Raw genomic sequence first — 24,016 nt, forward strand, 5'->3', positions numbered from 1 at the left:
CCTTCGCGATGCCCCAGCCGCAGGGCGCGCCCGCGACGCCGACCCCCAACGCCACGGCGCCCCACCCGCCCCCCCCCCCGCCCCTCTTCATACTGCTTGTACTGCGTCGTGCTGTACTGCGTTGTGCGGTGCGCGGACGACCGCCGTCAGGCGGACTTCCGGCTGTCACGCGGGTGCACCGCGATGTTCATGGCGCCCGACCGGAGGACCGCCAGGCGCTCCTCCAGGACCTCTTCGAGTTCCTCTCGGGTACGGCGCTCCATGAGCATGTCCCAGTGCGTACGCGCCGGCTTGCCCTTCTTCTCCTCAGGTCCGTCGCCGTCTACCAGGAGTGCCTGGGCCCCGCAGACCTTGCACTCCCACTCCGGCGGGATCTCCGCCTCGACCGAGAACGGCATCTCGAAACGATGTCCGTTCTGGCATGCGTACTCCACGGCCTGGCGCGGAGCCAGGTCGATGCCGCGGTCGGTCTCGTAGCTTGTCACCACGAGTCGCGTACCGCGAAGAGCTCGCTCACTCATGAATCGTGCCTCCCGGGCTTGTCGCCCACAGGACAGGTGTCGCTGTCGTCGTCATCCGGTCAACGTCCGGTCGGCGGTAAAGATTCCCGTTCAGGGTCATGCGTCGCCGTCGTATGCCGCCCCTTGTTGTACCCACCAGTGCCCGGTTTGTCACATCTGGCAGCAGATGTCACCCAGCGTTTCTGATTCTTCAGCTCGCAGTAACGGTCCGCCTGGTAGGCCAAACGCGTACACTACCGGCCTTTGCCTTCAGTTGCTAAATCCGATGCGGCACGGGATTGCCCGCGTCGCGCACCGCACGCCGTACAGGTACCCGCGACAACAGGACGAAACCAAGCAAAAAGAACGCCACGAGCGAGACGATCGCGTCCCGGTAACTTCCCGTGAGCTGATACGTGAGGCCGAAGATCAACGGTCCGAGCCAGGCCATGCCCCGGTCGCTGATCTCGTACGCGGAGAAGTACTCGGCCTCCTTGCCCCGCGGCACCAGATGCGAGAACAGCGACCGGGACAGGGCCTGCGTGCCGCCGAGGACCAGACCGATTCCCGCGGCGAGCACGAAGAACCACGCGGGCGCGCCGGCGGGCAGGAAGTACCCGGCCCCGATCGTCACCGTCCAGGCGGCGAGGGAGCCGAGGATGGTGCGCTTCGCGCCGTACGTCCGGGCGAGTCGTCCCATGGCCAGCGCCCCGGCGACCGCGAGAAGCTGCACGAGCAGGACCGCGACGATCAGCGTGGACTGATCGAGGCCCAGCTCCTGCGAGCCGTAGACGGAGGCCTGCGAGATCACGGTCTGGACCCCGTCGTTGTAGACGAGGTACGCCAGCAGGAACGCGAGGGTGTGGGGGTGGCGGCGCATGTCCCGCACCGTCTCCCGCAGCTGCTGCCGGCCGCCGCGGGCCGGCGCGCCCGCCCCGCGCGGCGGCGCCCCGCGATCCCGCAGCCGTTTCAGGGGTACGAGGGTGAACGCGCCCCACCACACACCCGCCGACGCCAGACAGATCCGGACCGCGGTCGCCTCCGAGACGCCGAAGCCCTCATGGCCGAGGAAGAGCACGAGGTTCGCCACCAGGACGAGGGCGCCCGCCGCGTAGCCGAAGGCCCAGCCGCGCGAGGAGACCGCGTCGCGCTCCTCCGGTGGGGCGATCTGCGGCAGATAGGCGTTGTAGAGCACCATCGAGACGGCGAGCGAGGCGTTGGCGACGATCAGCAGGAAGCCGCCGAGGAGATAGCGGTCGCCGTCCAGGAAGAACATGCCCGCCGTGGCGGCCGCCCCCAGATATGCGGCGACCGCGAGGAGCGGCTTCTTGCGGCCGGTGCGGTCGGCGGCCGCCCCCGCAAGCGGCATGACGAAGACCGACACGAGCACCGACGCGGACACCGTGTACGCGAAGAAGGAGCCGGCGCGGACCGGGATGCCCAGCGGGTGCACGTACCCCTCCGGGTCCGCGGCCGCCTTGGCGATCTCCGTGAGATAGGGCCCCAGGAACACCGTCAGGACGCTCGTCGAATAGACCGAGCACGCCCAGTCGTAGAAGTACCAGCCCCGCTGCTCGCGTCGTCGTCCGGCGACCGCGTCGTCGGTCGCCACTGCCTTCACGGTGTCGGTACCCACCCGTGACCTCGCTGTTCCCCGTGGTGCGACGCCGTCCCCCGGGCGGTCAGACCCAGGTCCCCCGGTCCTTGAGCACCCCGCGCAGCGTCTCGATGTGATCGGAAACTATGCCATCCACACCCAGGTCGAGCAGGGCCGTCATCCGCTCCGGGTCGTTGACCGTCCAGACGTGGACCTGCAGCCCGCGCGCGTGGGCTGCGCTCACGAAGCGGTGGTCGACCACCCGGACCCTGCCGTGCGTCTCGGGCACCTGGGCGCAGACCGCGGAGCGGCGCAGGGCGGCAGGCACTCCGTAGGACTGCATGCGCAGTGCCGCCACGCCCCGCGTGCCCAGAGAGGTGGCCAGGCGCGGGCCCGCCAGGCGCTGGGCCCTGGCCACACGTGCCTCGGAGAACGAGCCGACGCAGACGCGGTCCCAGGCGCCGGCGCGGCGGATCAGGTCGAGCAGCGGCAGCAGGGCGGGCTCCGCCTTGACGTCGACGTTCCAGCGCACCTCGGGGAACGACTCCAGAAGCTCTTCGAAGAGGGGCACCGGCTCGCTGCCCGCCACGCGCGCGTGGCGCACCTCGCTCCAGGGGAGGTCGATGATGCGTCCTGCCGCGTCCGTCACCCGGTCCAGCGTCGTGTCGTGGAAGGCGACGAGCCGGCCGTCGGCCGTGGCGTGCACATCGGTCTCGATGTAGCGGTAGCCGAGGTCGACGGCGCGCCGGAAGGCCGCGGCGGTGTTCTCCAGGCCGTCCGCCGCGCCGCCGCGGTGGGCGAGGGCGAGCGGGCCCGGATGATCGAGGTAGGGGTGGCGTACGCGCGGGGTCACCGCTGCAGTATCGCCTGCTCCGAGGGTCCGCCGGCGGCCACGATCTGCCCGGCGCGGGCTGCGGGGGCCGACGCGGGCGTGGCGAAGCGGCGCAGGAAGAACTGGGCGAGCGGGCCGATCGCCAGGGCGTAGAGCACCGTGCCCACCCCCACCGTGCCGCCGAGCGTGAAGCCCGTGGCGACGACGGCCACCTCGATCGAGGTCCGGATCAGGCGGATGGAGCGCCCGGTGCGGGCGTGCAGGCCGGTCATCAGACCGTCCCGGGGGCCCGGGCCGAAGGCGGCGGTGATGTAGAGCCCGGTCGCCACTCCGTTGAGGACGATCCCGGCGGCAAGCAGCGGAACGCGGACGGCGAGCGCGTGCGCGTCCGGCAGCAGCGCCAGGGTGGCGTCCATCGCCAGGCCGCAGACGAACACGTTCGACACCGTGCCGAGCCCGGGGCGCTGGCGGAGCGGGATCCAGAGCAGGAGCACCGCGGCGCCCACCACGATCGAGACGGTGCCGATGGAGAGACCGGTCAGCTCGGACAGGCCCTGGTTGAGCACGTTCCACGGCTCGGGACCCAGGCCCGCGGCGACCATCAGCGCCGAACTCGCGCCGTACAGGGAGAGGCCCGCGTACAGCCGGACCAGCCGTGTCGCGAGGCGCGGCTTCATGCGTGGCCGCGTACGCGCTTTCATACGTGGCTTCGTACGTGGCTTCGTACGTGGCTTCGTACGTGGCTTCGTGCCGAACAAGGAACGCTCCCCCGTGTAGTGCTGGTGGCCCGACACATGACACCCTGTGGCTTGGTACAGGACCGCAACCATGGCCAATTCGGGGAAGGTGGACTGGGAATCATGGCTCAGTGGACTTCAGCGATGGGTTCGACGCAGCTCGCCCGGCTTCTCGCCTCCCAGCAGGACCGCTCCGTGGGCACCGGCACCCGGCGCCCGCCCGCCTACCGCGCCCTGGCCGACGGCATCCGACTGCTCGTCCTCGAAGGCCGTGTCCCGGTCGCCGCGCGCCTGCCCGCCGAGCGCGAACTCGCCCTCGCCCTCGCCGTCAGCCGGACCACCGTCGCAGCCGCCTACGAGGCGCTGCGCACCGAGGGATTCCTGGAGTCCCGCAGGGGGGCCGGCAGTTGGACCGCCGTCCCGGCCGGAAACCCCCTCCCCGCGCGCGGGCTCGAACCGCTGCCGCCCGAGGCGCTCGGCTCCATGATCGACCTGGGCTGTGCCGCGCTGCCCGCTCCCGAGCCCTGGCTCACCCGGTCCGTCCAGGGCGCCCTCGAAGCCCTGCCGCCGTACGCCCACACACACGGCGACTACCCCGCCGGTCTGCCCGCGCTGCGCGAGATGCTCGCCGAGCGCTACACCGCGCGCGGGATCCCCACCATGCCCGAACAGATCATGGTGACCACCGGCGCGATGGGCGCCATCGACGCGATCTGTCACCTCTTCGCGGGCCGCGGCGAACGCATCGCCGTGGAGTCCCCTTCGTACGCCAACATCCTCCAGCTGATGCGTGAGGCGGGCGCCCGCCTGGTGCCCGTCGCCATGGCCGAGGGGCTCCGGGGCTGGGACATGGACCGCTGGCGCCAGGTCCTGCGCGACGCGGCGCCCCGGCTCGCGTACGTCGTCGCGGACTTCCACAACCCCACGGGCGCGCTCGCGGACGAGGACCAGCGCAGGCAGCTCGTCGAGGCGGCCCGCTCGGCGGGCACGGTCCTCGTCGTCGACGAGACGATGAGCGAACTCGGGCTCGACGAGGATCTCGCCATGCCGCGGCCCGTCTGCGGGTTCGATCCCGCGGGCTCCACCGTCATCACGGTCGGCTCGGCGAGCAAGGCCTTCTGGGCGGGCATGCGCATCGGCTGGGTGCGGGCCGCGCCCGACGTGATCCGCAGCCTCGTCGCGGCGCGCGCGTACGCCGACCTCGGCACCCCTGTCCTCGAACAGCTCGCCGTGAACTGGCTGCTCAACACCGACGGTTGGCAGGCCGCCGTGGACGTGCGCAGGGAGCAGGCCAAGGAGAACCGCGACGCGCTGGTCGCCGCCGTCCGCCGCGAGCTGCCCGGCTGGGAGTTCGAGGTGCCCAGGGGCGGCCTCACCCTGTGGGTGCGCACCGGGGGTCTTTCGGGGTCGCGGCTCGCCGAAGTGGGCGAGCGGGTGGGCGTGCGGGTTCCGTCGGGGCCGCGCTTCGGGGTGGACGGGGCCTTCGAGGGGTATGTGCGGCTGCCGTTCACCGTCGGGGGAGCGGTGGCCGATGAGGCGGCGGCGCGGTTGGCCGCGGCGGCCCGTCTGGTGGAGACGGGCGCGGGCGCGGGGGCACAGGTCACGCATCCCTTTGTCGCGTGATTACTCCTGACGCTCAGCCCTCCGCGGGGACCGGCTCCGCCTCCGTGGTCCGAGGGGCGGTGTCCGAGGGGACCGGCTCCGCCTCCGTGGCCTCGGGAAGGGGCTCCGTGGCGGTGGTGTCCGCCGCGTCCGGCGGGGTGACCCGCTCGGGCAGGAGTTCGATGACCGCCTGACGGTGCGCCTCGCTGGTCGCGTCGTCGTACGGATCGGGTGTCGCGGGCACTTGGAGGCGGTGCACCTGCCCCGTGCCGAGGCGCGCGTAGCCACGGCCGGGCGGGACCTCCGACGCGGGAGTCGTGTGGGGCGGGACCCCGAGGACCTCCTCCAACTGGTCGATCGTGGCGGGCCCGAGCAGCACGCGCGCGCGGGTGTGCTGGTGTACGGCGTCGCTCAGCGCTTCCAGGTTGTCCAGCTGATCCGCGACCACGACCGTCACATTGGCCGCCCTGCCGTGCCGCAGCGGGACCTGCAGCAGTGACTGGGGGTCCCTGCGCCCGTCGGCCGCGGCGAGGTGGCCGAGGGCGCTCGGGCGGTCGAGGAGGAGCCACAGGGGGCGCTTGGTGTCCTCCGGCGGCGGGTGGCCCGCCTGCCGGGCGCGGTTCGCCGAGATGAGCCGCCGCTCGGTCTCGTGCGCGGCCCATTCGAGGCTGGCGAGGGCGCCGGTGAGCCCGCACTCGACGGCGAGGACCCCGCCGCGGCCGGTCAGGCAGGCGTAGTCCCCGGTGCCGCTGCCCTCAACGATGAGGATGTCGCCGTACTGCAGGGCCTGCAGGGCGATGGAGCGCAGCAGCGTCGTCGTGCCGCTGCCCGGCTGGCCCGCGATGAGCAGGTGGGGCTCGGTGGAGCGCGTTCCGGTGCGCCAGACGACGGGGGGCACGTCGCGCTGCGCCGCGCCGTCGGTCACCGGCAGGGTGCGCTGGACGCCGGTCTCGTCGGTGAACCCGAGGACGGTCTCTCCGGGAGCCGTGACGAAGCGCTGGGCGGCGATGTCGGTGGGCAGCGGTGGCAGCACCGAGACGGTGAGCTGGTTGCTCTCCTCGTCCCACGCGAAGTGGTATTCGCGGCCGCGGCCCGACTTGGCGTGCAGCAACTGTTCGATCCGCGCGCGGGACTCGGCCTCGCCGTCCGTGAAGTACGCGGGGTAGCGCACCACCAGCCGGGAGATCCGGCCGGTGTCGTCGAACTCGTAGTCGCTGAGGGCCTTGTCCCATTCGCCGCCGTGCGCGAAGAGCGGGGCGGGGTCCTCGGCGACGGAGAAGTACGGGACGAGTGCTTCGTAGAGGCACTGCAGCCGCTGAACCTGCGTGTCGTCCGGGCCGGTCGGCTCCTCGGCGGTGCGCTCGCGGCCCGTCCACGCGGCCGCCGCCATCAGGGAGGCGGCGGCGAGCAGCGGCCCGTAGGGGACGAGCGCCACGACCAGGATCACGGAGGCCACCAGGAACAGCAGGGGACCGCGCTTGTCCTTGGGGGTGTCGGTCCATCTGCGCCGGCCGGCGGCCGCCAGCCGGCGCAGACCCCGGGCGATCGTGATCAGCGGGTGGAGAACATCGGTGGCGTTGTCGGCGGCCGAGCGTGCCAGCTCCCGGCTCCGGGCGATGGATGCGGTGCCGTTGCTCAGGATGCGGGGGAGGGGGCGCCTTGCCACGTCTGTCTCCTGGAGGTGCGTACGGGAAGCGGGTGCGTCAGAACTTGATCCCGCCCAGGAGGCTCGCCAGGCTCGCGCTGCCCGCCTTGATGCTCGGGGCGATGGCGGTGCCCGCCATGAAGAAGCCGAAGAGCGTGCAGACCACCGCGTGCGACGCCTTGAGTCCGTCCTTGCGGAAGAAGAGGAAGACGATGATTCCGAGCAGCACGACGCCCGAGATGGAAAGGATCATGACGGTTCTCCTGGTTGGTGGGGACAGTCACCATGAGTTCTTCCAGGTTCACAGCATGTATCCATACGATAAAAGGTGCAAATGGGTTAATTAATGGGGATTTCGCCTGAATGGCGCACCCCGCACGGGTTGGATGGGAGCCGGCGGCGCGGCCTCCCGCTCCCGCCGTGATCTTTGCCTCGGGTGGGCCGCGTCATGTGTCCACCGGGGCAGTACCCTGTCGATTCACTCGTACGGCTGCACCGGCAGCGCACCCAGAAAGGCGGACGCCCCCATGAGCGAAGCCCCCGACCCCGAGGTCGTGGAGCTGGCGACCAAGATCTTCGATCTGGCCCGCCAGGGGGATGCCGCGGCGCTCGCTGCCTACGTCGACGCGGGCGTACCGGCGAACCTCACGAACGACAGCGGCGACTCGCTGGTGATGCTGGCGGCCTACCACGGGCACGCCGGGGCGGTCCGTGCCCTCGTGGAGCGCGGCGCGGACACCAACCGGGCCAACGACCGCGGGCAGACACCGCTCGCCGGGGCGGTCTTCAAGGGCGAGGACGACGTGATCCGGGCCCTCCTCGACGGTGGCGCGGATCCTGCCGCGGGGACGCCGTCGGCGGTCGACACCGCGCGGATGTTCGGAAAGGCGGAGCTGCTTCAGCTGTTCGGGGCCGCCTGAACCGGGTACCTGACCAGCAGCAACGGGGGCGCTGGAAATGTGGTCGCGGCGGACCTGACCGCCGGGTCATCATGACGACGTGATTCACGGACGCGACGGCGGGGCAGATGGTGCCGCGCCGCGTGGCCCGTGAGCGGCCCGCCCCCGGACCTCCCGTCCGGGATCCCCTGGGCCATGGACGAGAGGCAGAGGAAGATGGTCTTCGACAAGCAAGAGACGGCGGGCGGCCCGACGTGTTGGCGCACGGCCAGGTAATGCGTGATTCCCGGTTGCGTCGACGCTTGATGTGAGGCTGTTTCCCATGTTCGATCCGGTCATAGCGCCCAGCGGTACGCTGCTCGGCCTGCTGCAGAGGGGCCGCGGCGACGGCACGCTGCACGCGCTCACCGCCCCACGTTCCGAGGCACTCGCCGCCCTCGACCACTGCGTGCTGAGCGATCCACGCCACGACTGGCAGGTGGAGAACCGCTCGCTCTACTACGCCCGTCTCTACCTCGACCTGCACGGTGGGCTCGGCGAGATCGAGCGGCACCTCTTCGATGCCGAGGACGTCCTGAACACGGACGACTCGCGCACCGGCCTCGCCCTGGCCGTCCTCGGGCACCTCGCCTCGTACGGCAGACAGGACGCCCTGGAGTTGCTGCGGAGGTACGCGGCCTTCGGCTCGAACTGGGCGTGGGCCCTCGACGAGCTGGCGCTGCGCGACGACGACGCGGCCTTGCGCGCCCTCGCCGCCCCGGTGCTCGCCCGATTCGCCCCCGACGCGGAGGGCGAGGCCGAACTGGCCGCCGCCGTCCGCGACGCCTACGAACCCAGGCCCTGGCGCCTCTGGGAAGAGGACCCCCGCGCGGATATCGGCGCCCGGGTGCGCGCCGCCCGTGAACAGGGCTCCTTCGACCGCTGGCAGCGCCAGATGCGGCCCTCGGGACCACGTCCCGGGTGGAGCGTCCAGGCCGTCTTCGACTGGGCGCAGGAAGGGCTCGAACGGGGCGTCGTGCTGTACGTGCCCGCCGCCCGCTGCCTGACCGCCGTCGCCGGTCCCGACGACCGGCCCGAGATCATCGAGGCCGCCCGCACCGGCTCGGACGGAGCGCGCGGCACCGCCCTGCGCTATCTCGCCGACACCCACGACCCCGCCGCCCTCGACCTCATCGAGTTCGCCGCAAAGGGCCCGTCCCAGGCGGTGACCGAAGCCGCGACCGACGCCTTCGAACGGATGCGGAGCGTCGCCACCGTCGAGCGGGCCCGGCGCTGGGCCTACCGCCCCGACGCCCTGGGCGCCGCCGCCGGGCGCATGCTCGCCTGCCGGGGCGGTGCGCAGGACAGCAAGCTCGTCCTGGCCGCGCTCCGCGAAGCCGTCCGCGGCGAGGGGCCCGACGCGCCGACGCTGTGGACCCTCGTCGACGGCGCGGGACGCCTGGGCATCGCCTGCGCCGCCCCCGTGCTGCGGCACGTCTACCGCGAGACCGCCTCCTCCCACCTCCGTGGCCGCGCCGCCCGCGCGCTGGCCGCCACCGACCCTTCCTTCGCCGCCGGCTTCGCCGTCGAGTGCCTGTGGGACTGCGAGGAGTCCACCCGCGAGGTCGCCGCACGGCACGCGGAGACCGGCGACGCCCGGGTGGTCAACCGGCTCCGGAGGCTCGCCGCTGACCCCGCCGAGGAGGACGAGGTACAGACCGCGGTGCGCAGCAGGATCGGTCCGGACGCGCCCGTGTAGAACGGGACGCTCCCGTGTGGAACGGGGCGCGCCCGTGGATCCGTCACACCACCCCGGCCGGGGCCGCCGGTTCAGCGCGGTCCCGCGGCGACGAAGCGGAGCGGCGTGCCCGGGCGTGCCTGGGCCGCCGCGGCCAGGTCGGCCTCGCGGACGACCGCGACCACCGGGTAGCCCCCGGTGGTCGGGTGGTCGGCGAGGAAGACGACGGGCCTGCCGTCCGGCGGCACCTGGACGGCGCCGAGGACCATGCCCTCGCTGGGCAGTTCGCCCTCCCTGGCCCGCTCCAGGGCAGGGCCCTCGGTGCGCAGGCCGATGCGGTTGCTCGCCGCGGACACCCGGTACGCGCGCGTGGTGAGCGTGCGCAGCGCCGCCGGAGTGAACCAGTCAGAACGTGGTCCGAGCGACACCCGAAGCACCAGCTCCCGGGGCGGCGCGGGCTGCGGGACGGTGTCCACGCGCGCGTACGTGCCGCTGGGGCTCCCCAGGGGCAGCACCGCGCCGTCCACGAGCGGGGGCGGCCCGAGCCCGGACAACAGGTCCGACGAGCGGCTGCCGAGCACCGGGTCCACCGCCACGCCCCCGTCGAACGCGACGTAGCACCGCACTCCGCAGAGCGCGGTGCCGATCTCCAGGAGTGCCCCCGCGGGCACGCGGACCGGCGCTCCCCAGGGCGCGGGGCGGCCCGCCACCGTCACGGGGCAGGGCGCGCCGCCGACCGCGACCGTCACGGGACGGCGCGGGCGCACGGCGCAGCCGTCGAGGGTGGTCTCCAGGACGGCGGCGCCGGGCGGATTGCCGACCAGGCGGTTGACCAGGCGTGCGGTGGGCGGGTCGAGGGCACCCGAGCGCGGCACCCCGAGGTGGGCGTGCCCGGGGCGCCCGAGATCCTGCACGGTGGTCAGCGCCCCGGCCCGCACGACGGCGAAGGCTCGGTCGGTCATCGGGCCTCCGGTGCGGACGGTGCGTCCGACGGGTCCGGTGTGTCCGACGGGTCCGGTGTGTCCGACGGGTCCGGCGTGGCCAACGGGTCCGACGGGTCCGATGTGTCCGACGGGTCCGGCAGGGCTTCCGGTACGAAGCGGACGCGTACGCCTGGGGAGAGCAGCGCGGCGGGCACGCGCGCGTGGTCCCACAAGACGGCGTCCGTCGAGCCGATCAGCTGCCAGCCGCCGGGCGAAGCGCGGGGATAGACGCCCGTGTACGGCCCGGCGAGGGCGACGCTGCCCGCCGGTACGCACGTGCGAGGCGTGTCCCGACGCGGTACTCCGTAGTGCCCCGGCAGCCCGGTCAGGTAGCCGAAGCCGGGCGCGAACCCGCAGAAGGCCACGCGGAATTCGGCCGCCGCATGGATGCGCGCCACCTCGCGCACCGGTACGCCCCAGTGCGCTGCCACGTCCGCGAGGTCCGGCCCGTCGTAGCGCACCGGGATCTCCAGGACGGCCCCCGCGCGCGGGGGCAGCGGCGGGATCTCCCAGCCGGGCAGCTCCGCCCCGACCCGGCCCGGTTCGTCGAGGCCGTCGAGGAGCACGGTGCGGGCGGCGGGCACGATCTCCCGTACCCGCAGGGCGCCCGTCGCACGGCGGCGCAGCAGCTCGGCGTGGAGCGCCTGGGCCTCGGTGCCGTCCGCGAGTTCGACGAGCAGGGCCCGGTCGCCGACGGGCAGGGTCCTCACGCGAAGGCCTCCACCCGGACGCCCGCGCCCTCCAGCTCGGCGCGCACCCGGCGGGCCAGGCCCACCGCCCCCGGCGTGTCGCCGTGCAGACACAGCGACCGCGCGCGGACCGCGATCTCACGGCCCCCGTGGGAGGTGACGACGCCGGAGCGGGCCATGCCGACGGACCGTGCGAGGACGGTGTCCGGGTCCGTGATGACCGCTCCTTGGCGGGTCCGTGGAACCAATGTGCCCTCGTCGGTGTAGGCGCGGTCCGCGAACGCCTCGGTGACGACCGGGAGTCCGGCCTTGTCCGCCGTCTCCAGGAGACGCGATCCGGGCAGCCCCAGGAGGGGCAGCGAGGCGTCGGCGAGCAGCACGCCGTCGACGACCGCGCGGGCCTGCTCCTCGTCGTGGACGACGCGGTTGTAGAGCGCTCCGTGCGGCTTGACGTACGAGACGCGCGTGCCCGCCGCGCGTGCGAACACCTCCAGGGCGCCGATCTGGTACGCCACTTCGGCGGCCAGCTCCGCGGCGGGCACCTCCATGGCGCGCCGTCCGAACCCCGCCAGGTCGCGGTAGGAGACCTGCGCGCCGACGCGCACTCCGCGTTCGGCGGCGCGGTCGCACACCCGGCGCATGGTCACGGCGTCCCCGGCGTGGAACCCGCAGGCCACGTTGGCGCTGGTGACGACGGACAGCAGCGCGTCGTCGTCGGTCAGGTGCCAGCGGCCGAAGCCCTCGCCGAGGTCGGCGTTGAGATCGATCGAGGTGGTGCTCATCTGCTGGGGGTCTCCTGGGGTTCTCGGTGGCCGGGCGGTCAGACCACGCGGTACTGCTCGTCCCGGGCGTCGGTGAGGAACATCCGGCCCGGCGCGTGCGTGAGGGCGAACGGTGGCCGTGACGCCATCACCACGGCCTGCGGTGTCACCCCGCAGGCCCAGAACACCGGGATGTCGTCCGGTTCGGCGGTGGGGCCCGTCTCGCCCGAACGGGACGCCGCGCGGGCCTCCTTGGCGCCGCGGGTCACAGGAGTTCCCTCCCTCGTGTCTCGGGGAGGCCGAGCAGCGCGATGACGGCGAGGCCGTACCCGACCGCTCCGAAGACCAGCGCGCCGCCGACGCCCCAGCTGTCGGCGAGGAAGCCCACCATGGTGGGGAAGACGGCGCCGACCGCGCGGCCCGTGTTGTACGTGAAGCCCTGTCCCGTACCGCGCACGGCGGCCGGATAGAGCTCGCTGAGGAACGAGCCGAAGCCGCTGAAGATCGCCGACATGCAGAAGCCCAGCGGGAAACCGAGCACAAGGAGAAGGCCGTTGGCGCCGTCCGGGATGTGCGTGTACGCGAGGACGCTGGCCGCGGAGAGGAACGCGAAGAGCGTGATGTTCCGTTTCCGGCCGAGCTTGTCGGTGAGGTAGCCGCCGGTCAGATAGCCGATGAAGGCGCCGGAGATCAGGAAGGTCAGATAGCCGCCGGTGCCGACGACGGTCAGACCCCGTTCGCCCTTCAGGTACGTCGGCACCCAGGTGGCCAGCGTGTAGTAGCCGCCCTGCACACCCGTGGACAGGAGTACCGCGAAGAACGTGACGCGCAGCAGCCCCGGCTTGAAGATGGCCGTGAACGATCCCTGGTCGGAGCTCTTGCGCCGTTCCGCGGCGGCTTCCGGGGCGTCGTGCACGTTGCGGCGCACGTAGATCACGAGGAGCGCGGGCAGCGCGCCGGTCCAGAACATCACGCGCCAGGCGACGTCGTCGTCCAGGAACTGGAACACCACGGTGTAGACGATCACCGCGAGCCCCCAGCCCACGGCCCACGCGCTCTGGATCGCGCCCAGGGTCCGGCCGCGGTTCTTGGCGGTGGCGTACTCGGCGACGAGGATCGCACCGACCGCCCACTCGCCGCCGAACCCGAGCCCCTGGAGGGCACGGAAGACCAGCAGCGTCTCGTAGTTGGGCGCGAAGCCGCAGGCGACGGTGAAGACCGCGTAGGTGACGACCGTGATCATCAGTGCCTTGACGCGGCCGATCCGGTCGGCGACCACGCCCGCGACGGCGCCGCCCACGGCGGAGACGACGAGCGTGACGGTGGTGAACAGGCCCGTCTGCCCGCTGTCGAGGCCGAAGTACGCGGAGAGCGCCACCATGCTCAGCGGCAGCGTGAAGTAGTCGTACGAGTCGAGGGCATAGCCCCCGAAGGCGCCGCCGAAGGCACGGCGGCCGCGCGGCCCGAGGGCGCGCAGCCAGCCGAACGCGCCGCTGTCGTCGGGAAGTCCGCCCTGGTCGGGACGGGGGCCGGCCGGGGCGGTTCGGGGTGGTGGGGTCGTGCTCATGGGCACCTCGCAGATGAGGGACGGGGGGTGCTGGAGCGTGCGTTTCCGGACCGTCGGAACGAGCCGTGGGACGAGCGGTGGGAACGAGTGTGGGAACGAGCCGTCGGAACGAGCCGTGCCCGACAAGGTAGAGGATCGTTGAACGATCCCTCAATACCTGTGTTGTCTCGTTCTTCGCTCTGCGATTGAATCCGGGCATGGCTGAGGGGCTGGCCCAGGAGCCGGCTGAGGGGATGGCTGACGTGAGCGGACTGGCCGACGACCGTGCGCTTCTGGGGCGCACCAGTACGGCCGAGCGGGTCTCGGACATCCTCCGGAGCCGCATCGCCGAGGGCTACTTCCCACCCGGGACGCGGCTCTCCGAAGACAGCATCGGCGGGGCGCTCGGCGTCTCCCGCAACACCCTGCGGGAGGCCTTCCGGCTGCTCACGCACGAACGGCTCCTGGAGCACCAGCTCAATCGCGGCGTCTTCGTGCGGATCCTCACGGTGGAGGACGTACAGGACATCTACCGCACGCGCAGGATCGTGGAGTGCGCGGTCGTGCGCGGTCTCGGTGAGCCGCCGTTCGCTCTCGACGCGGTGGCGGACGCCGTCGCGGCCGGTGTCCGCGCGGCCGCCGACAAGGAGTGGCGGGGTGTCTCCACCGCCAACATCCACTTCCACCGGGAACTCGTCGCCCTCGCCGGGAGCGCCCGCACCGACGAGCTCATGCGCAGCGTCCTCGCCGAACTGCGCCTGGCCTTCCACGTGGTGGACGACCCGCGCCGCCTCCACGAGCCCTACCTCGAACGCAACAAGCGGATCCTCGCCGCACTGCGGGCCGGAGACGCCGGGCAGGCCGAACACCTGCTCGCCGGCTATCTCGAGGATTCGCTCGAAGGCCTCGTCGAGGTGTACGGGCGCCGCGTCGGCGGGGGCGGCTGAGCCGGTCGCTTCTGCGCCGTTTCGACCGTTGTCAGACCGAGGACCTAGTCTGTGCACCGTGACTTCGCCTGCCGTTACGGACACCGCTCCGCCCCAGCTCAGCGCGGGGCCGAGGCCCGCTCTGGGCCCGGCCGCCGACGAGGGCCTGGCGCGCCGCCTGCGCGCGCTCGCCTGCACGGCTCCACTGCACGACCTCGACGTGCGCAAGACCAACCTCGCGGGCGAGTACACGGTGTACGCGATGGCGGAGGTGGCCCTGTCCGCCATCGACCTCGTCACACTGAACATGGACTTCGACACCGGCGCCGACCACGAGCAGATCGTCGCCAGGCTGCTCCCGCGCGTCGCCGCCCAGGCCCCCCGGCGCCCGGCCGCCGAGCACGAGCGGGTGGCCCGCTGGGTCCTGGAGAACCTGATCAACGTAGGGAGCGTCGACCGCGGCTTCCGCGCGGTGTACGGCACCTTCGCGCCCGACGGCACGTATGTCCGCAGGGACTACGACTTCAAGCTCCTCGAAGAGGTCGCGGGCTACGGCGGCGGTGTCTACCTGCGCACGACCGACGAAGCGGTCAACGTCCTGGTCGGCGCCCTGGACACCGACGTCACCAGCGCCCAGATCGCCGCCGAGGTGAAGCTGGAGGTCCTGATCAGCCGCGGCCGCCTCGCCGACGCCCAGCTCGCCGCGGAGCAGGCGCGCTACCGCACCGTGCAGTACTCGGAGACCCTGCGCAAGGCCCTCGACGCGACCCGGCGCAACGTCCGCGCGGTGGACTGGCTCCGCGCCGTCCCCGACATGATCGCGGAGGCGCTCGACCACGTCGCCGACCGCTACCGCCACGAGAATGCCATCCTGACCAACATCCGCAAGGCCCGTGACGAGTCCGAGGACCCCGAGCAGAAGCGCCGCGCCGCCGAGCTGGTCGACATCGTCAAGGACTGCATCCGCCGCCACACGCAGCTCCAGTCCCGACTCCTCGAAGCGGGCCCGCTGTTCCGCGCCGAGCAGGACCGGCAGGCCTTCGCCGCCCCCACCGCGCGCTCGGGTCTCGACCTGTACGGGCAGCTGGTCGCGCCCCTCCTGCCGCTCCCCGCCGAGCAGGCGATCCGCGTGACGGACGCCTTCTTCGCGCGCGGCACCGGGCTGCGCACGCCCGTCTCCGTCCGCGTGGGCGACCTCGTCGACATACTGCTCACGCCGCCCATGGAGCGCGAGCACCTCGGCGCGGAGATGCCCGAGCCCGAGCTCATCGCCACCCCGGACGACAGCCGCTTCAGCGAGGAGCAGCTCGCGAGCGCCATGGAACTGCTCGACCTGCCCGCAGACGCGCCGCGCCGGCTCTCCGGCCTCCTCGCCGACGCCCGCCGCCGCGACCCCGAACTGCCCTACCTGGTCGCCCTGTTGGCCGTGCACGCGGCCAGCCCGCCGGTCGGCACCGCCTACCGCCAGGGCGAGGAGAAGCTCCTCTTCGCCGTCGACGACGGTACTGAGCTCGACGACGAGGAGTTCGGCGGCGCCGACCTCATCGTCGGTACGGCCCTCCTGGACGCCGTCGGCATGGCGGCCGGACGGACGGAAGCGGCGTGACCATGACCGAGACCCCCACGCGCCGCACCGGCGCCCACCCGCACCACCCCCACAAGGAGCACACGCCGTGACCGACCACCCCGCAGAGCACGCCGCGTGGGGCGAGCCGGACCCCACGGCGGCGCCCGCCGCCCCCGCGCCCGTCACCCCGGCCGACGCCGCCGACGCCGCGCGGCTCGTCTCGTTCGGGCTGCAGCCCAAGCTGCAGCCCGCCCGCGACCAGGAGTACGCCGAACTGCTCCGCCGCTACCGCGAGGACCCGCCCTTCGCCCGGCTCGCCGACGCCGTCGCCACCGGACTCGGGCTCGTCGTCCTGGAGGTGTCCCCGCGCGCGGGGATGGCCGTGACCGCCGCGGAGGACTCCGTCTTCGCCGTCCGCATGGGTGACTACGCCCGCCGCGCGGCGACCGACTCCACCGACCGCTTCCTGCACGGCCTCGCCCATCTCGCCGTCGCCGCCATGGCGTTCCCGCGCCCCGAGGACCTCGCCGACGACGGCTACGTCGGCCGGGTCACGGTCAACGGCGTCGACGCGTTCGTACGCCAGGCCTGCCACCGCCTGGAGGAGCGCGCCGAGGAACACGGCGAGAACACCGACCCCGCCACCGACGCCCCGGGCCTCGAAGCCGCCTGGCGGATCTGGGCGCGCCGCAGCTCGACCGGCGCCACCAAGGACGCCCGCCGCCTCGCCGGTTCGACCACCGGCATCGTCGGCAAGGCCGCCGCCTTCCTCACCGAATCCGGCTTCCTGCAGCGCACGGGCGACGACTCCGGAGGCACGTACCGCACCACCGCCCGCTATCAGCTCCAGGTCCGCGACATGGCGGGCAGCGCGGCCATGGCGGAGCTCCTGGAGCTCGGCGTCGTGCCGGTCACGGATGGCTCGGCGACCCTGCTGCCCCCCGAAGACACCGACGACCTGGAGCTGGCCGCCGACGCGGGGCTGCCGTTCCACTCCTGACCCCGCCCCGCCCCGCCACCTTCCTGCCGTTCCACGACTTACGACGAGAGTCCGCCGCCATGTACGAGCTGTCCCGGGTCCGCCTCTACTCCATCGGTCCGGCCGGTGCGCGCTACGCCGACACGGTGCTCGACCTGCGCGGCGTCGGCGCGGAGGTGCCCGACCCCGCGCCCACCCAGGCGGAGTTCTTCGAGGACGAGCCGGTCGGCCCGCCGCGCCGCCCCGCGCCCGCCGGAGTGCTCTTCCTGGAGAACGGCGGCGGCAAGTCCGTCCTGCTCAAGCTGATCTTCTCGGTGATGCTGCCGGGCCACCGCAACACCCTCGGCGGCGCCAGCTCCGGCGTGCTGCGCAAGTTCCTGCTCGCCGACGACTGCGGGCACGTCGCCCTGGAGTGGCAGCACACCCTGACCGGCGAGTGCGTCGTCGTCGGCAAGGTCAGCGAGTGGCGCGGGCGGCAGGTCTCCAACGACCCGCGGAAGTTCGCCGAGGCCTGGTACTCCTTCCGGCCCGGCCCCGGCCTGAGCCTGGACTCGCTGCCCGTCGCCGAGTCCACCGCCGTGCGTCCCTCGGTGGAGGGCGCCTCGGGCGCGCAGGGCCGGCGGCGCACCATGAAGGGCTTCCGCGACGCCATGACCGAGGCGGTGAAGGCCTACCCCCACCTCGAAGTGCACTGGGAAGAGATCCACGACCGCTGGAACGAACACCTCGGCGACCTCGGCCTCGACCCCGAACTCTTCCGCTACCAGCGGGAGATGAACGCCGACGAAGGCGAGGCCGCGGGCCTCTTCGCCGTCAAGAAGGACTCCGACTTCACCGACCTGCTGCTGCGCGCCGTCACCGACACCCGCGACACGGACGGCCTCGCCGACCTCGTCCACGGCTTCGGCAACAAGCTCGGCCGCCGCGCCGAACTGATCGCCGAACGGGACTTCACCGCGGGCTCCGTCGACCTGCTCGGCCGCATCGTCGACGCCGCCGACGCCCGGGCACGCGCGCGTGACGTGCACGCGGGAGCCGAGCGCCGCACGAGGACCCTGGCGCGCAGGCTCTCCGCGCGCGCCGTCGAGGAGCGGGGCCGCGCCGCCGAACTCGCCGAGCGGGTCACCGGCGCCGCCCACACCGTCACCGAGGCCGAACAGGCGCGCGGCAAAAGCGCCCTGATCTCCGCCGAACTGGCCTACCGCAACGCCTCCTTGGCGCTCACCGTCGCCGAGAAGGCCGCCGCCGCGCAGCGCCGCGAGCTCGCCGACGCCCGCACCCTGCACGCCGCCTGGCAGGCCGCCGAAGCCGTCCTGCGGCACCGCGCGGCCGCCGACCGCTCCGCACGCGTGGCCGTCGCGATCCGCGAGGCCGAGCGCGACGCGGCGCCCGCGCTCGCCGCCCGCGCGCAGGCCGCCTCGGACCTGGTGCGCGCCCTGCACGCCGCCGCCGAAGGGGCCGAGAACCACGCGAACGAAGAGGAGGAACGCTCCGCCGCCCTCCAGGAGAGCGGCGAGAGCGCGCACCGCGACGCCACCGCCGCCGCCACCGAGGCACAGCGTGCCCGCAGCGAGGCGGGCCACCTGAAGCAGCGGCTCGCCGAGGTCGAGCAGGAGACCGCGGAGGCCGTCCGCGCGGGCTGGCTCGACGACACCGCCCCCGACGCCGACCCGGCCCGCTCCGCCCTCGCCGCGAGCGACGCCGAGAAGACCACCGTCGCCGCCTGGGACACCGCCCGCGAGGTCGCCCGCCGGGCCGCCGACCACGCCAAGGAGACGGCCGCCGCCGAGGCCCGCGCCGAGCTGACCGCGGCCCGTGCCTCGGACGCCGCGACCGCCGCCGAGGCCGCCCACGACGCGGAGCGCCGCGCCGCCGAGTCCATCGCCGGGGACCAGCGGCTTGCCGAGCTCCTGAGCCTGCCGACCGGAGGCGGCGGGGTGCCGCGGCCCCGCCGGGGGGCCGAGCCCGCCGAGACCGGTGCGGACGGCGCCCTCACCGTCGCGGAGCTCGACCGCTCGGCGGACGACCTGCGGGCCCTCCTCGAAGAGGGCGTCGCCTCCGCCGAGCGGCAGCTGTTCGACCTGCGCACCGCCGCCGCCGACGACTCCCGCATCCTCGGCGCCCTCGGCGACGGCGGACTCCTTCCGCCGGGTCCCGACGTCCTCGCCACCGTCGAGTTCCTCGGCGAGCACGGCATCCCCGCGCTGCCCGGCTGGCGCTACCTGGCACAGGCCGTCGACCCCGCCGACCACGCACGCGTGCTCGCCGCCCGCCCCGAGCTGGTCGACGGCGTGGTCATCACCGAGCCCGACACGCACGCACGCGCCCGCGAGGCCCTCGCGGACGCCGCACTGCTGCCCCGCTCCGCCGTGGCCGTGGGCACCGCCGCCGCCCTCCTCGCCCCCACCCCGAGCGAGCAGAGCACGGACAGCGGCGTCTTCCTCGTACCGCCGAACCCGGCCATGCACGACGAACACGCCGCCGACGAGGAGCGCCAGGCGCTGCGCGCGCGGGCCGCACAGCGCGACGAGGAGATCCGGGCGCTCGCCGTCCGGCTCGCCAAGGACCGCGAGCTGGCCGCGCGGCTCGCCTCCTGGCGAGGCGGCTGCCCGAGCGGCCGCCTCGACGAGCTCGCCACCGCGGCCGCGGAAGCGCGCGCCTTCGCCGAGGAGGCCGAGGCCGAGCTCGCCGAGGCCCGCACCGCGCGCGCCGAGGCCGACGAGGCGGCGGGCGAGGCGGCACGCGTGCGTGACGAGCGCCAGGAGGCCGCCCAGCGCGCCCGGCGCGCCGCCGACGCCCTCGCGGGCCTCGCCTTCCGGCTCCGGGAGCGGGCCGGCTGGCAGGCCAAGCTGCGCGAACTGGCCGACGACGCCGTCGAGTCCGAGGCCCGCGCCCAGACCTGCCTGGACCGTGCCCGCGCCGCCGACGAGGACCGGCGCGCCGCCCAGCGCGCCGCCGACGACGCCCGCCGCACCGCCCGCGCGCTGCGCGCCGAGCGCGCCGAGATCGCCGGCGCCCCCGAGGAGGTACCGGAGGAGAGCGACACCCCGAAGGCGTCGCTGCCCGCCCTGCGCGAGGCCTACCGCGCGGCCTCCCAGCTCTACGAGAAGGTGGGCGTCGGCGCCGACCTCCGCGCCGAGCAGGCCCACGCCGAGAGCGACGAGAGCGCCGCCCTCGCCGAGCTCGACCGGCTCAGCAACAAGGTCCGCACCCGCGCGGCCCTGCTCCTCGAAGGCACCGACGGCTCCGACGGCCCGTCCCGGCAGGCGGCCGCCGCGCGCGCGGAGGCCCAGGTCCAGCTCCTCGAGGCCCGGGCGGCCACCGCCAGCGAGACACTCGGCCGACTGCGCGGCGAGGCCGAGCGGCTCGCCCCCGAGGACGGCGGCGCCCACACCGAGCTCCCCGAGGAGCTCGTCCCCGCCGACGCCGAGCAGGCCCAGGCGCTCCTGCGCACCGCCAACGGCGAACTGGCCGCGCACACCGAGGCGCTCAGCCGCGCCAAGGAGGCCCACGCCGCCCTGCTGCACACCCACCGCGTCACCGAGGACGCGGCCGGCGGCTTCGACGAGACCGCCGCTCAGCTGCGGGACCTGCTGCGCGAGCACCAGGAGGAGGAGTCCGAAGACGCCCCCGAGAGCTACCCCGGCTCCCTCGAAGAGGCGCGCCACTCCGCAGCGGAGGCTCGCCGCTCCCTGCGCGGTTGCGCCGCCGACCTGTCGACGGCCGAGTCCGCCGTCCGCGAGGCGAGCGACATCCTCGTGCGCCACGCGAACTCGACCCGGTACGAGCAGGTGCGCACCCCCGCCCGCCAGCAGATCCGTGAGCTGCCCGCGTCCGCGCTCCCCGAGCACGCCAAGAAGTGGGCCGACGCGTTCGCGCCCCGGCTCCGCGTCCTCACCGACGAGCTGGAGCAGCTTGAGCGCAACCGCGACAGCATCGTCGACCGCCTCCGTGGCCTCGTCGAGTCCGCCCTCGCCACCCTGAGGTCCGCCCAGCGCCTCTCCCGCCTGCCCGAGGGGCTCGGGGAGTGGTCGGGCCAGGAGTTCCTGCGGGTCCGCTTCGACGAGCCCGACCAGGCCACACTCGTGGAACGGCTCGGCGAGGTCATCGACGAGGCCACCCGCGCCGCCGTGAAGAAGAACTCCGACATGCGGCGCGACGGCATGACCCTGCTGCTGCGCGGAGTCCAGGCCGCCCTGGAGCCGCGCGGTATCGCCGTCGAGATCCTCAAGCCGGACGCCGTGCTGCGCGCCGAGCGCGTCCCGGTGGGACAGATGGGCGACGTGTTCTCCGGCGGCCAGCTGCTGACCGCGGCCATCGCCCTGTACTGCACGATGGCCGCGCTGCGCAGCAACGACCGGGGCCGCGACAAGCACCGGCACGCCGGCACGCTCTTCCTCGACAACCCCATCGGCCGTGCCAACGCGACGTACCTCCTGGAGCTCCAGCGGGCCGTCTCCGACGCGCTCGGCGTGCAGCTGCTCTACACGACCGGCCTCTTCGACACCACGGCGCTCGCCGAGTTCCCGCTGGTCATCCGCCTGCGGAACGACGCGGACCTACGGGCGGGCCTGAAGTACATCAGCGTCGAGGAGCACCTGCGCCCGGGGCTGCCGCAGCGAGACCCCGACGACCCAGCCGGCGAGACGGTCCATGGGGAGATCACCGCAACACGGATGTACAAGCGGCCCGCCCCTCAGGCCGACCCGGTCACTCCGTAGCGAGCTGCTTCGTCAGCCACTCGTGGAAGAGCCCGATGTGGTGCTCGGTCGGCACAAGCACCCCGCCCGCGCGGTAGGCGCGTGACGCCATCGCGGGCTGGGTGCGCTCGCAGGCCGCGAAGTCCTGCGTGTTGACGCGGTGGAAGAGCTCCACGGAGTGCGACAGGTCGGCGCCGGACGCGACGACGTCGGGTGCGTACAGCCAGTCGCACTCGACGACGGTGCGGTCCTCGGCCATCGGGAACATCCGGTGCAGGATCACGTGGTCGGGGACGAGGTTGACGAACACCGTCGGCTTCACGGTGATCGCGTAGTAGCGGCGGTCCTGGTCGTCGCGGACCTCGGGGAGCCGGCCGAAGCCCGCGCTGCCGTCCACCGTGAACCCGCCGACGTCCTCGCCGAACGCGGCGCCGTGCCCCACGTAGTACTGCGCGGCGAACCCGTCGGCGAACTCCGGCAGGACGTCGGTCAGTTCGGGGTGGATGGTCGCGCAGTGGTAGCACTCCATGAAGTTCTCGACGATCAGCTTCCAGTTGGCGCGCACGTCGTAGGTGACGCGTCTGCCGAGCGCGAGCTTCTCCGTGCCGTAGCGCTCGATGGAGGCGGCGTCACCGAGCCGTTCGACCGCGGCGCCCATGACGGTCTCCTCGAAGGACGGCGGTTCGTCGGCCAGGCACACCCAGGCGTAGCCGAGCCACTCCCGCAGGGCCACCTTCACCAAGCCGTACGCCTCGCGGTCCACGCCCTCCATGGTCACCAGGTCGGGCGCGGCGATCAGTCGTCCTTCCAGGTCGTACGTCCAGGCGTGGTACGGGCATCGGAGGGCGCGGCGCACCTGGCCGGACTCCTCGGTGCACAGGCGGGCGCCGCGGTGCCTGCAGACGTTGAGGAACGCCCGCAGCTCACCGGTGCGGGAGCGGGTGACAAGGACGCTCTCGCGGCCGACCTGCACGGTGCGGAACGCGCCCGGCCGGTCGAGGTCGGCGGCGCGCACGGCGCAGAACCAGAGCGCTTCGAAGACGCGTTCCTGCTCCTGCCGGAAGATCCCGGGGTCGGTGTAGTAGTGGCCGGGGAGGGTCGCGATGAGACTCGGCGGCAAGGGGGTCGTCGGCACGGTTCTCGTACTCCTCAGGCGGGTCTCGTACCCCTCAGGCGGGCGTGGCGGTGAGGCGGCTGGGGTCGAAGAGGTCGATGGGATGCCCGGTGACGCCGTCGAGCGCCAGGTCGGCGAGGATTTCCCCGACCACCGGTACGAACTTGAAGCCGTGCCCGGAGAACCCGGCCGCGACGGTGACCGATCCGGGGTGCGCCGGATGGCGAGTGATGACGAAGTGCTCGTCGGGGCTGTTGGAGTACATGCAGGTGGCGGCCTTGAGGAAGCGGCCGGGCAGGTCCGGGATCAGCCGCCCCACCTGCTCGGCCATGGCGGCGACCTCCTGGTCGTGGACGGTCCGTTCGATGGTCTCCGGAGTGCAGGGTGTGCCCTTGCGGAAGAAGGCCACCTTCGCGCCGAGGCCGGGCCCGTCGATGGCGGGGAAGCCGTACACCTGGACGCCCTCCGCGTCCTCCCAGATGTAGACCGGATGGTTCTGCGCGGTGAAGGGGCGCTCGCCGCCGGTCGGCCGGAACCAGTACATGACCTGCCGCTCGATGGTGAACGGCACCCCTAGGTCGGTCAGGAGCCCGGGGGCCCAGGCGCCCGGGCAGATCACCAACTGGCCCGCGGTGTAGGTGTTCTCGGCGGTGTGCACGCGGACCCCGCCCCGGTACGGCTCCCAGCGTGTCATCGGCTCCTGGAAGTGCAGGTCGGCCCCCTGCCGCGCGGCCAGCTGGAGATGCGCGGCCACGGTGTTCTCGGGGCGGACGAGACCGGCCCGCGCTTCGTAGAGGGCCACCTCGTCATCCCGTGGGGTGAGGGTGGGGAAGCGGCGGCGGATTTCCTTGGCGTCGAGCATCTCGTGGGGCAGGTCCCACTGTTCGGCGGAGAGGCGTGAACCGGAGACGGTGCGGCTGTCCGGCCGGCCGAGCATCACGCCGCCGCACAGGGTCGCGACGGCGCGGCCGGTGTCGCGTTCGAGGCGGTCGTAGAGCTCGTACGCGCGCAGCAGCAGCGGTACGTACGCGGGGTCCTCGAAGTAGGACTGCCGGGTGATGCGGGAACCGCCGTGGCTGGAGCCGCGGTTGTGCACCGGGCCGAACTTCTCCAGGCCGAGGACGCGGGCCCCGCGTGCGGACAGGTGGTGCGCGGCGGCACTGCCCATGCCGCCGAGGCCGATCACGATCACGTCGTAGGTGGGGGACACCGGTGCCTCCAG

At 73.3% G+C, this 24,016-nt stretch carries 19 protein-coding genes and 1 pseudogene; 7 read left to right on the top strand and 13 right to left on the bottom strand.

The genetic code is table 11. The annotated features are described in order from the left end of the window. Positions 1 to 146: 146 nt before the first annotated feature. The 4 genes from ACFVYL_RS34620 to ACFVYL_RS34635 form a co-directional block, all read right to left on the bottom strand. Positions 147 to 521 (bottom strand): RNA polymerase-binding protein RbpA, encoded by a 375-nt coding sequence (locus ACFVYL_RS34620; protein WP_030360404.1) that lies wholly within the window; start codon positions 519 to 521, stop codon positions 147 to 149. A 256-nt stretch (positions 522 to 777) separates the two neighbouring features. Next, on the bottom strand, positions 778 to 2,136 hold the full coding sequence (locus ACFVYL_RS34625) for an MFS transporter (protein ID WP_389723163.1): 1,359 nt from the start codon (positions 2,134 to 2,136) through the stop codon (positions 778 to 780). Between the two features lie 46 nt (positions 2,137 to 2,182). Continuing rightward, the gene (locus tag ACFVYL_RS34630) at positions 2,183 to 2,950 is read right to left on the bottom strand and encodes a glycerophosphodiester phosphodiesterase (RefSeq protein WP_389723165.1); all 768 of its coding nucleotides are present in this window, start codon (positions 2,948 to 2,950) and stop codon (positions 2,183 to 2,185) included. Further along, entirely contained in the window at positions 2,947 to 3,606 is a 660-nt protein-coding gene (locus ACFVYL_RS34635; protein ID WP_389723168.1) for a YitT family protein, read from the bottom strand. Before ACFVYL_RS34635 ends, ACFVYL_RS34630 begins: the two co-directional genes overlap by 4 nt. 183 nt (positions 3,607 to 3,789) lie before the next feature. Between ACFVYL_RS34635 and ACFVYL_RS34640 the strand changes: the two genes are divergently transcribed. Further along, positions 3,790 to 5,289, top strand: a complete 1,500-nt coding sequence (locus ACFVYL_RS34640) for a PLP-dependent aminotransferase family protein (RefSeq protein WP_389723171.1) — start codon at positions 3,790 to 3,792, stop codon at positions 5,287 to 5,289. Positions 5,290 to 5,302: 13 nt separating this feature from the next. Here the strand turns inward: ACFVYL_RS34640 and ACFVYL_RS34645 are convergent, their stop codons facing one another. After that, positions 5,303 to 6,934: a hypothetical protein gene (locus ACFVYL_RS34645; RefSeq protein ID WP_389723174.1), complete on the bottom strand. Its 1,632-nt coding sequence runs from the start codon at positions 6,932 to 6,934 to the stop codon at positions 5,303 to 5,305. A gap of 37 nt (positions 6,935 to 6,971) precedes the next feature. Continuing rightward, positions 6,972 to 7,166 carry a hypothetical protein gene (locus ACFVYL_RS34650; protein ID WP_389723177.1) on the bottom strand — a complete coding sequence of 65 codons (195 nt, stop codon included), beginning with the start codon at positions 7,164 to 7,166 and terminating at the stop codon, positions 6,972 to 6,974. Between the two features lie 274 nt (positions 7,167 to 7,440). On the opposite strand from ACFVYL_RS34650, the gene ACFVYL_RS34655 reads away from it, so the two are divergent. Continuing rightward, positions 7,441 to 7,833 (top strand): ankyrin repeat domain-containing protein, encoded by a 393-nt coding sequence (locus ACFVYL_RS34655; RefSeq protein ID WP_389723180.1) that lies wholly within the window; start codon positions 7,441 to 7,443, stop codon positions 7,831 to 7,833. A gap of 301 nt (positions 7,834 to 8,134) precedes the next feature. Continuing rightward, positions 8,135 to 9,550 (top strand): HEAT repeat domain-containing protein, encoded by a 1,416-nt coding sequence (locus tag ACFVYL_RS34660; protein WP_389723183.1) that lies wholly within the window; start codon positions 8,135 to 8,137, stop codon positions 9,548 to 9,550. Positions 9,551 to 9,621: 71 nt separating this feature from the next. Here ACFVYL_RS34660 and ACFVYL_RS34665 read toward each other — a convergent pair whose 3' ends face one another. The 5 genes and pseudogenes from ACFVYL_RS34665 to ACFVYL_RS34685 all read right to left on the bottom strand — a co-directional run bounded on the left by ACFVYL_RS34665 (position 9,622) and on the right by ACFVYL_RS34685 (position 13,529). Continuing rightward, complete coding sequence (locus ACFVYL_RS34665) at positions 9,622 to 10,491, bottom strand: biotin-dependent carboxyltransferase family protein (RefSeq protein WP_389723186.1); 870 nt, start codon at positions 10,489 to 10,491, stop codon at positions 9,622 to 9,624. Then, complete coding sequence (locus ACFVYL_RS34670; protein ID WP_389723188.1) at positions 10,488 to 11,222, bottom strand: carboxyltransferase domain-containing protein; 735 nt, start codon at positions 11,220 to 11,222, stop codon at positions 10,488 to 10,490. The genes ACFVYL_RS34665 and ACFVYL_RS34670 overlap by 4 nt, the downstream gene beginning before the upstream one ends. Then, positions 11,219 to 11,983, bottom strand: a complete 765-nt coding sequence (locus ACFVYL_RS34675; RefSeq protein WP_389723191.1) for a LamB/YcsF family protein — start codon at positions 11,981 to 11,983, stop codon at positions 11,219 to 11,221. The genes ACFVYL_RS34670 and ACFVYL_RS34675 overlap by 4 nt, the downstream gene beginning before the upstream one ends. Positions 11,984 to 12,021: 38 nt before the next feature. After that, positions 12,022 to 12,171 (bottom strand): annotated as a pseudogene (locus ACFVYL_RS34680) (D-glutamate cyclase family protein); the annotation flags it as partial. 56 nt (positions 12,172 to 12,227) lie between these two features. Continuing rightward, the gene (locus tag ACFVYL_RS34685; protein WP_389723194.1) at positions 12,228 to 13,529 is read right to left on the bottom strand and encodes an MFS transporter; all 1,302 of its coding nucleotides are present in this window, start codon (positions 13,527 to 13,529) and stop codon (positions 12,228 to 12,230) included. Between the two features lie 233 nt (positions 13,530 to 13,762). Here ACFVYL_RS34685 and ACFVYL_RS34690 point away from each other — a divergent pair, with 233 nt between their 5' ends. The 4 genes from ACFVYL_RS34690 (at position 13,763) to ACFVYL_RS34705 (ending at position 21,701) form a co-directional block, all read left to right on the top strand. Next, entirely contained in the window at positions 13,763 to 14,455 is a 693-nt protein-coding gene (locus ACFVYL_RS34690; RefSeq protein ID WP_389723197.1) for a GntR family transcriptional regulator, read from the top strand. Between the two features lie 58 nt (positions 14,456 to 14,513). Next, entirely contained in the window at positions 14,514 to 16,040 is a 1,527-nt protein-coding gene (locus ACFVYL_RS34695; RefSeq protein ID WP_389723200.1) for a hypothetical protein, read from the top strand. 67 nt (positions 16,041 to 16,107) lie between these two features. Next, positions 16,108 to 17,001 carry a hypothetical protein gene (locus tag ACFVYL_RS34700; RefSeq protein ID WP_389723203.1) on the top strand — a complete coding sequence of 298 codons (894 nt, stop codon included), beginning with the start codon at positions 16,108 to 16,110 and terminating at the stop codon, positions 16,999 to 17,001. Positions 17,002 to 17,060: 59 nt separating this feature from the next. Further along, the gene (locus ACFVYL_RS34705; protein ID WP_389723206.1) at positions 17,061 to 21,701 is read left to right on the top strand and encodes a hypothetical protein; all 4,641 of its coding nucleotides are present in this window, start codon (positions 17,061 to 17,063) and stop codon (positions 21,699 to 21,701) included. Here the strand turns inward: ACFVYL_RS34705 and ACFVYL_RS34710 are convergent. Together ACFVYL_RS34710 and solA are read right to left on the bottom strand one after the other, a co-directional pair. Next, positions 21,691 to 22,815 (bottom strand): aromatic ring-hydroxylating dioxygenase subunit alpha, encoded by a 1,125-nt coding sequence (locus ACFVYL_RS34710; protein ID WP_389723210.1) that lies wholly within the window; start codon positions 22,813 to 22,815, stop codon positions 21,691 to 21,693. The genes ACFVYL_RS34705 and ACFVYL_RS34710 overlap by 11 nt on opposite strands. Before the next feature lie 34 nt (positions 22,816 to 22,849). Beyond that, the gene (solA, locus tag ACFVYL_RS34715) at positions 22,850 to 24,004 is read right to left on the bottom strand and encodes an N-methyl-L-tryptophan oxidase (RefSeq protein WP_389723213.1); all 1,155 of its coding nucleotides are present in this window, start codon (positions 24,002 to 24,004) and stop codon (positions 22,850 to 22,852) included. Positions 24,005 to 24,016 lie beyond the last annotated feature (12 nt).

The organism is Streptomyces sp. NPDC058308 (genome assembly GCF_042880275.1).
In the GTDB taxonomy this organism is placed as follows: Bacteria; Actinomycetota; Actinomycetes; order Streptomycetales; family Streptomycetaceae; genus Streptomyces.

Bases quoted from the DNA above. Each gene is read 5' to 3' on its own strand.
- ACFVYL_RS34620 (WP_030360404.1), bottom strand. From the start codon at position 521: ATGAGTGAGCGAGCTCTTCGCGGTACGCGACTCGTGGTGACAAGCTAC.
- ACFVYL_RS34635 (WP_389723168.1), bottom strand. From the start codon at position 3,606: ATGAAGCCGCGCCTCGCGACACGGCTGGTCCGGCTGTACGCGGGCCTC.
- ACFVYL_RS34640 (WP_389723171.1), top strand. From the start codon at position 3,790: ATGGCTCAGTGGACTTCAGCGATGGGTTCGACGCAGCTCGCCCGGCTT.
- ACFVYL_RS34650 (WP_389723177.1), bottom strand. From the start codon at position 7,166: ATGATCCTTTCCATCTCGGGCGTCGTGCTGCTCGGAATCATCGTCTTC.
- ACFVYL_RS34655 (WP_389723180.1), top strand. From the start codon at position 7,441: ATGAGCGAAGCCCCCGACCCCGAGGTCGTGGAGCTGGCGACCAAGATC.
- ACFVYL_RS34660 (WP_389723183.1), top strand. From the start codon at position 8,135: ATGTTCGATCCGGTCATAGCGCCCAGCGGTACGCTGCTCGGCCTGCTG.
- ACFVYL_RS34665 (WP_389723186.1), bottom strand. From the start codon at position 10,491: ATGACCGACCGAGCCTTCGCCGTCGTGCGGGCCGGGGCGCTGACCACC.
- ACFVYL_RS34675 (WP_389723191.1), bottom strand. From the start codon at position 11,983: ATGAGCACCACCTCGATCGATCTCAACGCCGACCTCGGCGAGGGCTTC.
- ACFVYL_RS34685 (WP_389723194.1), bottom strand. From the start codon at position 13,529: ATGAGCACGACCCCACCACCCCGAACCGCCCCGGCCGGCCCCCGTCCC.
- ACFVYL_RS34690 (WP_389723197.1), top strand. From the start codon at position 13,763: ATGGCTGACGTGAGCGGACTGGCCGACGACCGTGCGCTTCTGGGGCGC.
- ACFVYL_RS34705 (WP_389723206.1), top strand. From the start codon at position 17,061: ATGTACGAGCTGTCCCGGGTCCGCCTCTACTCCATCGGTCCGGCCGGT.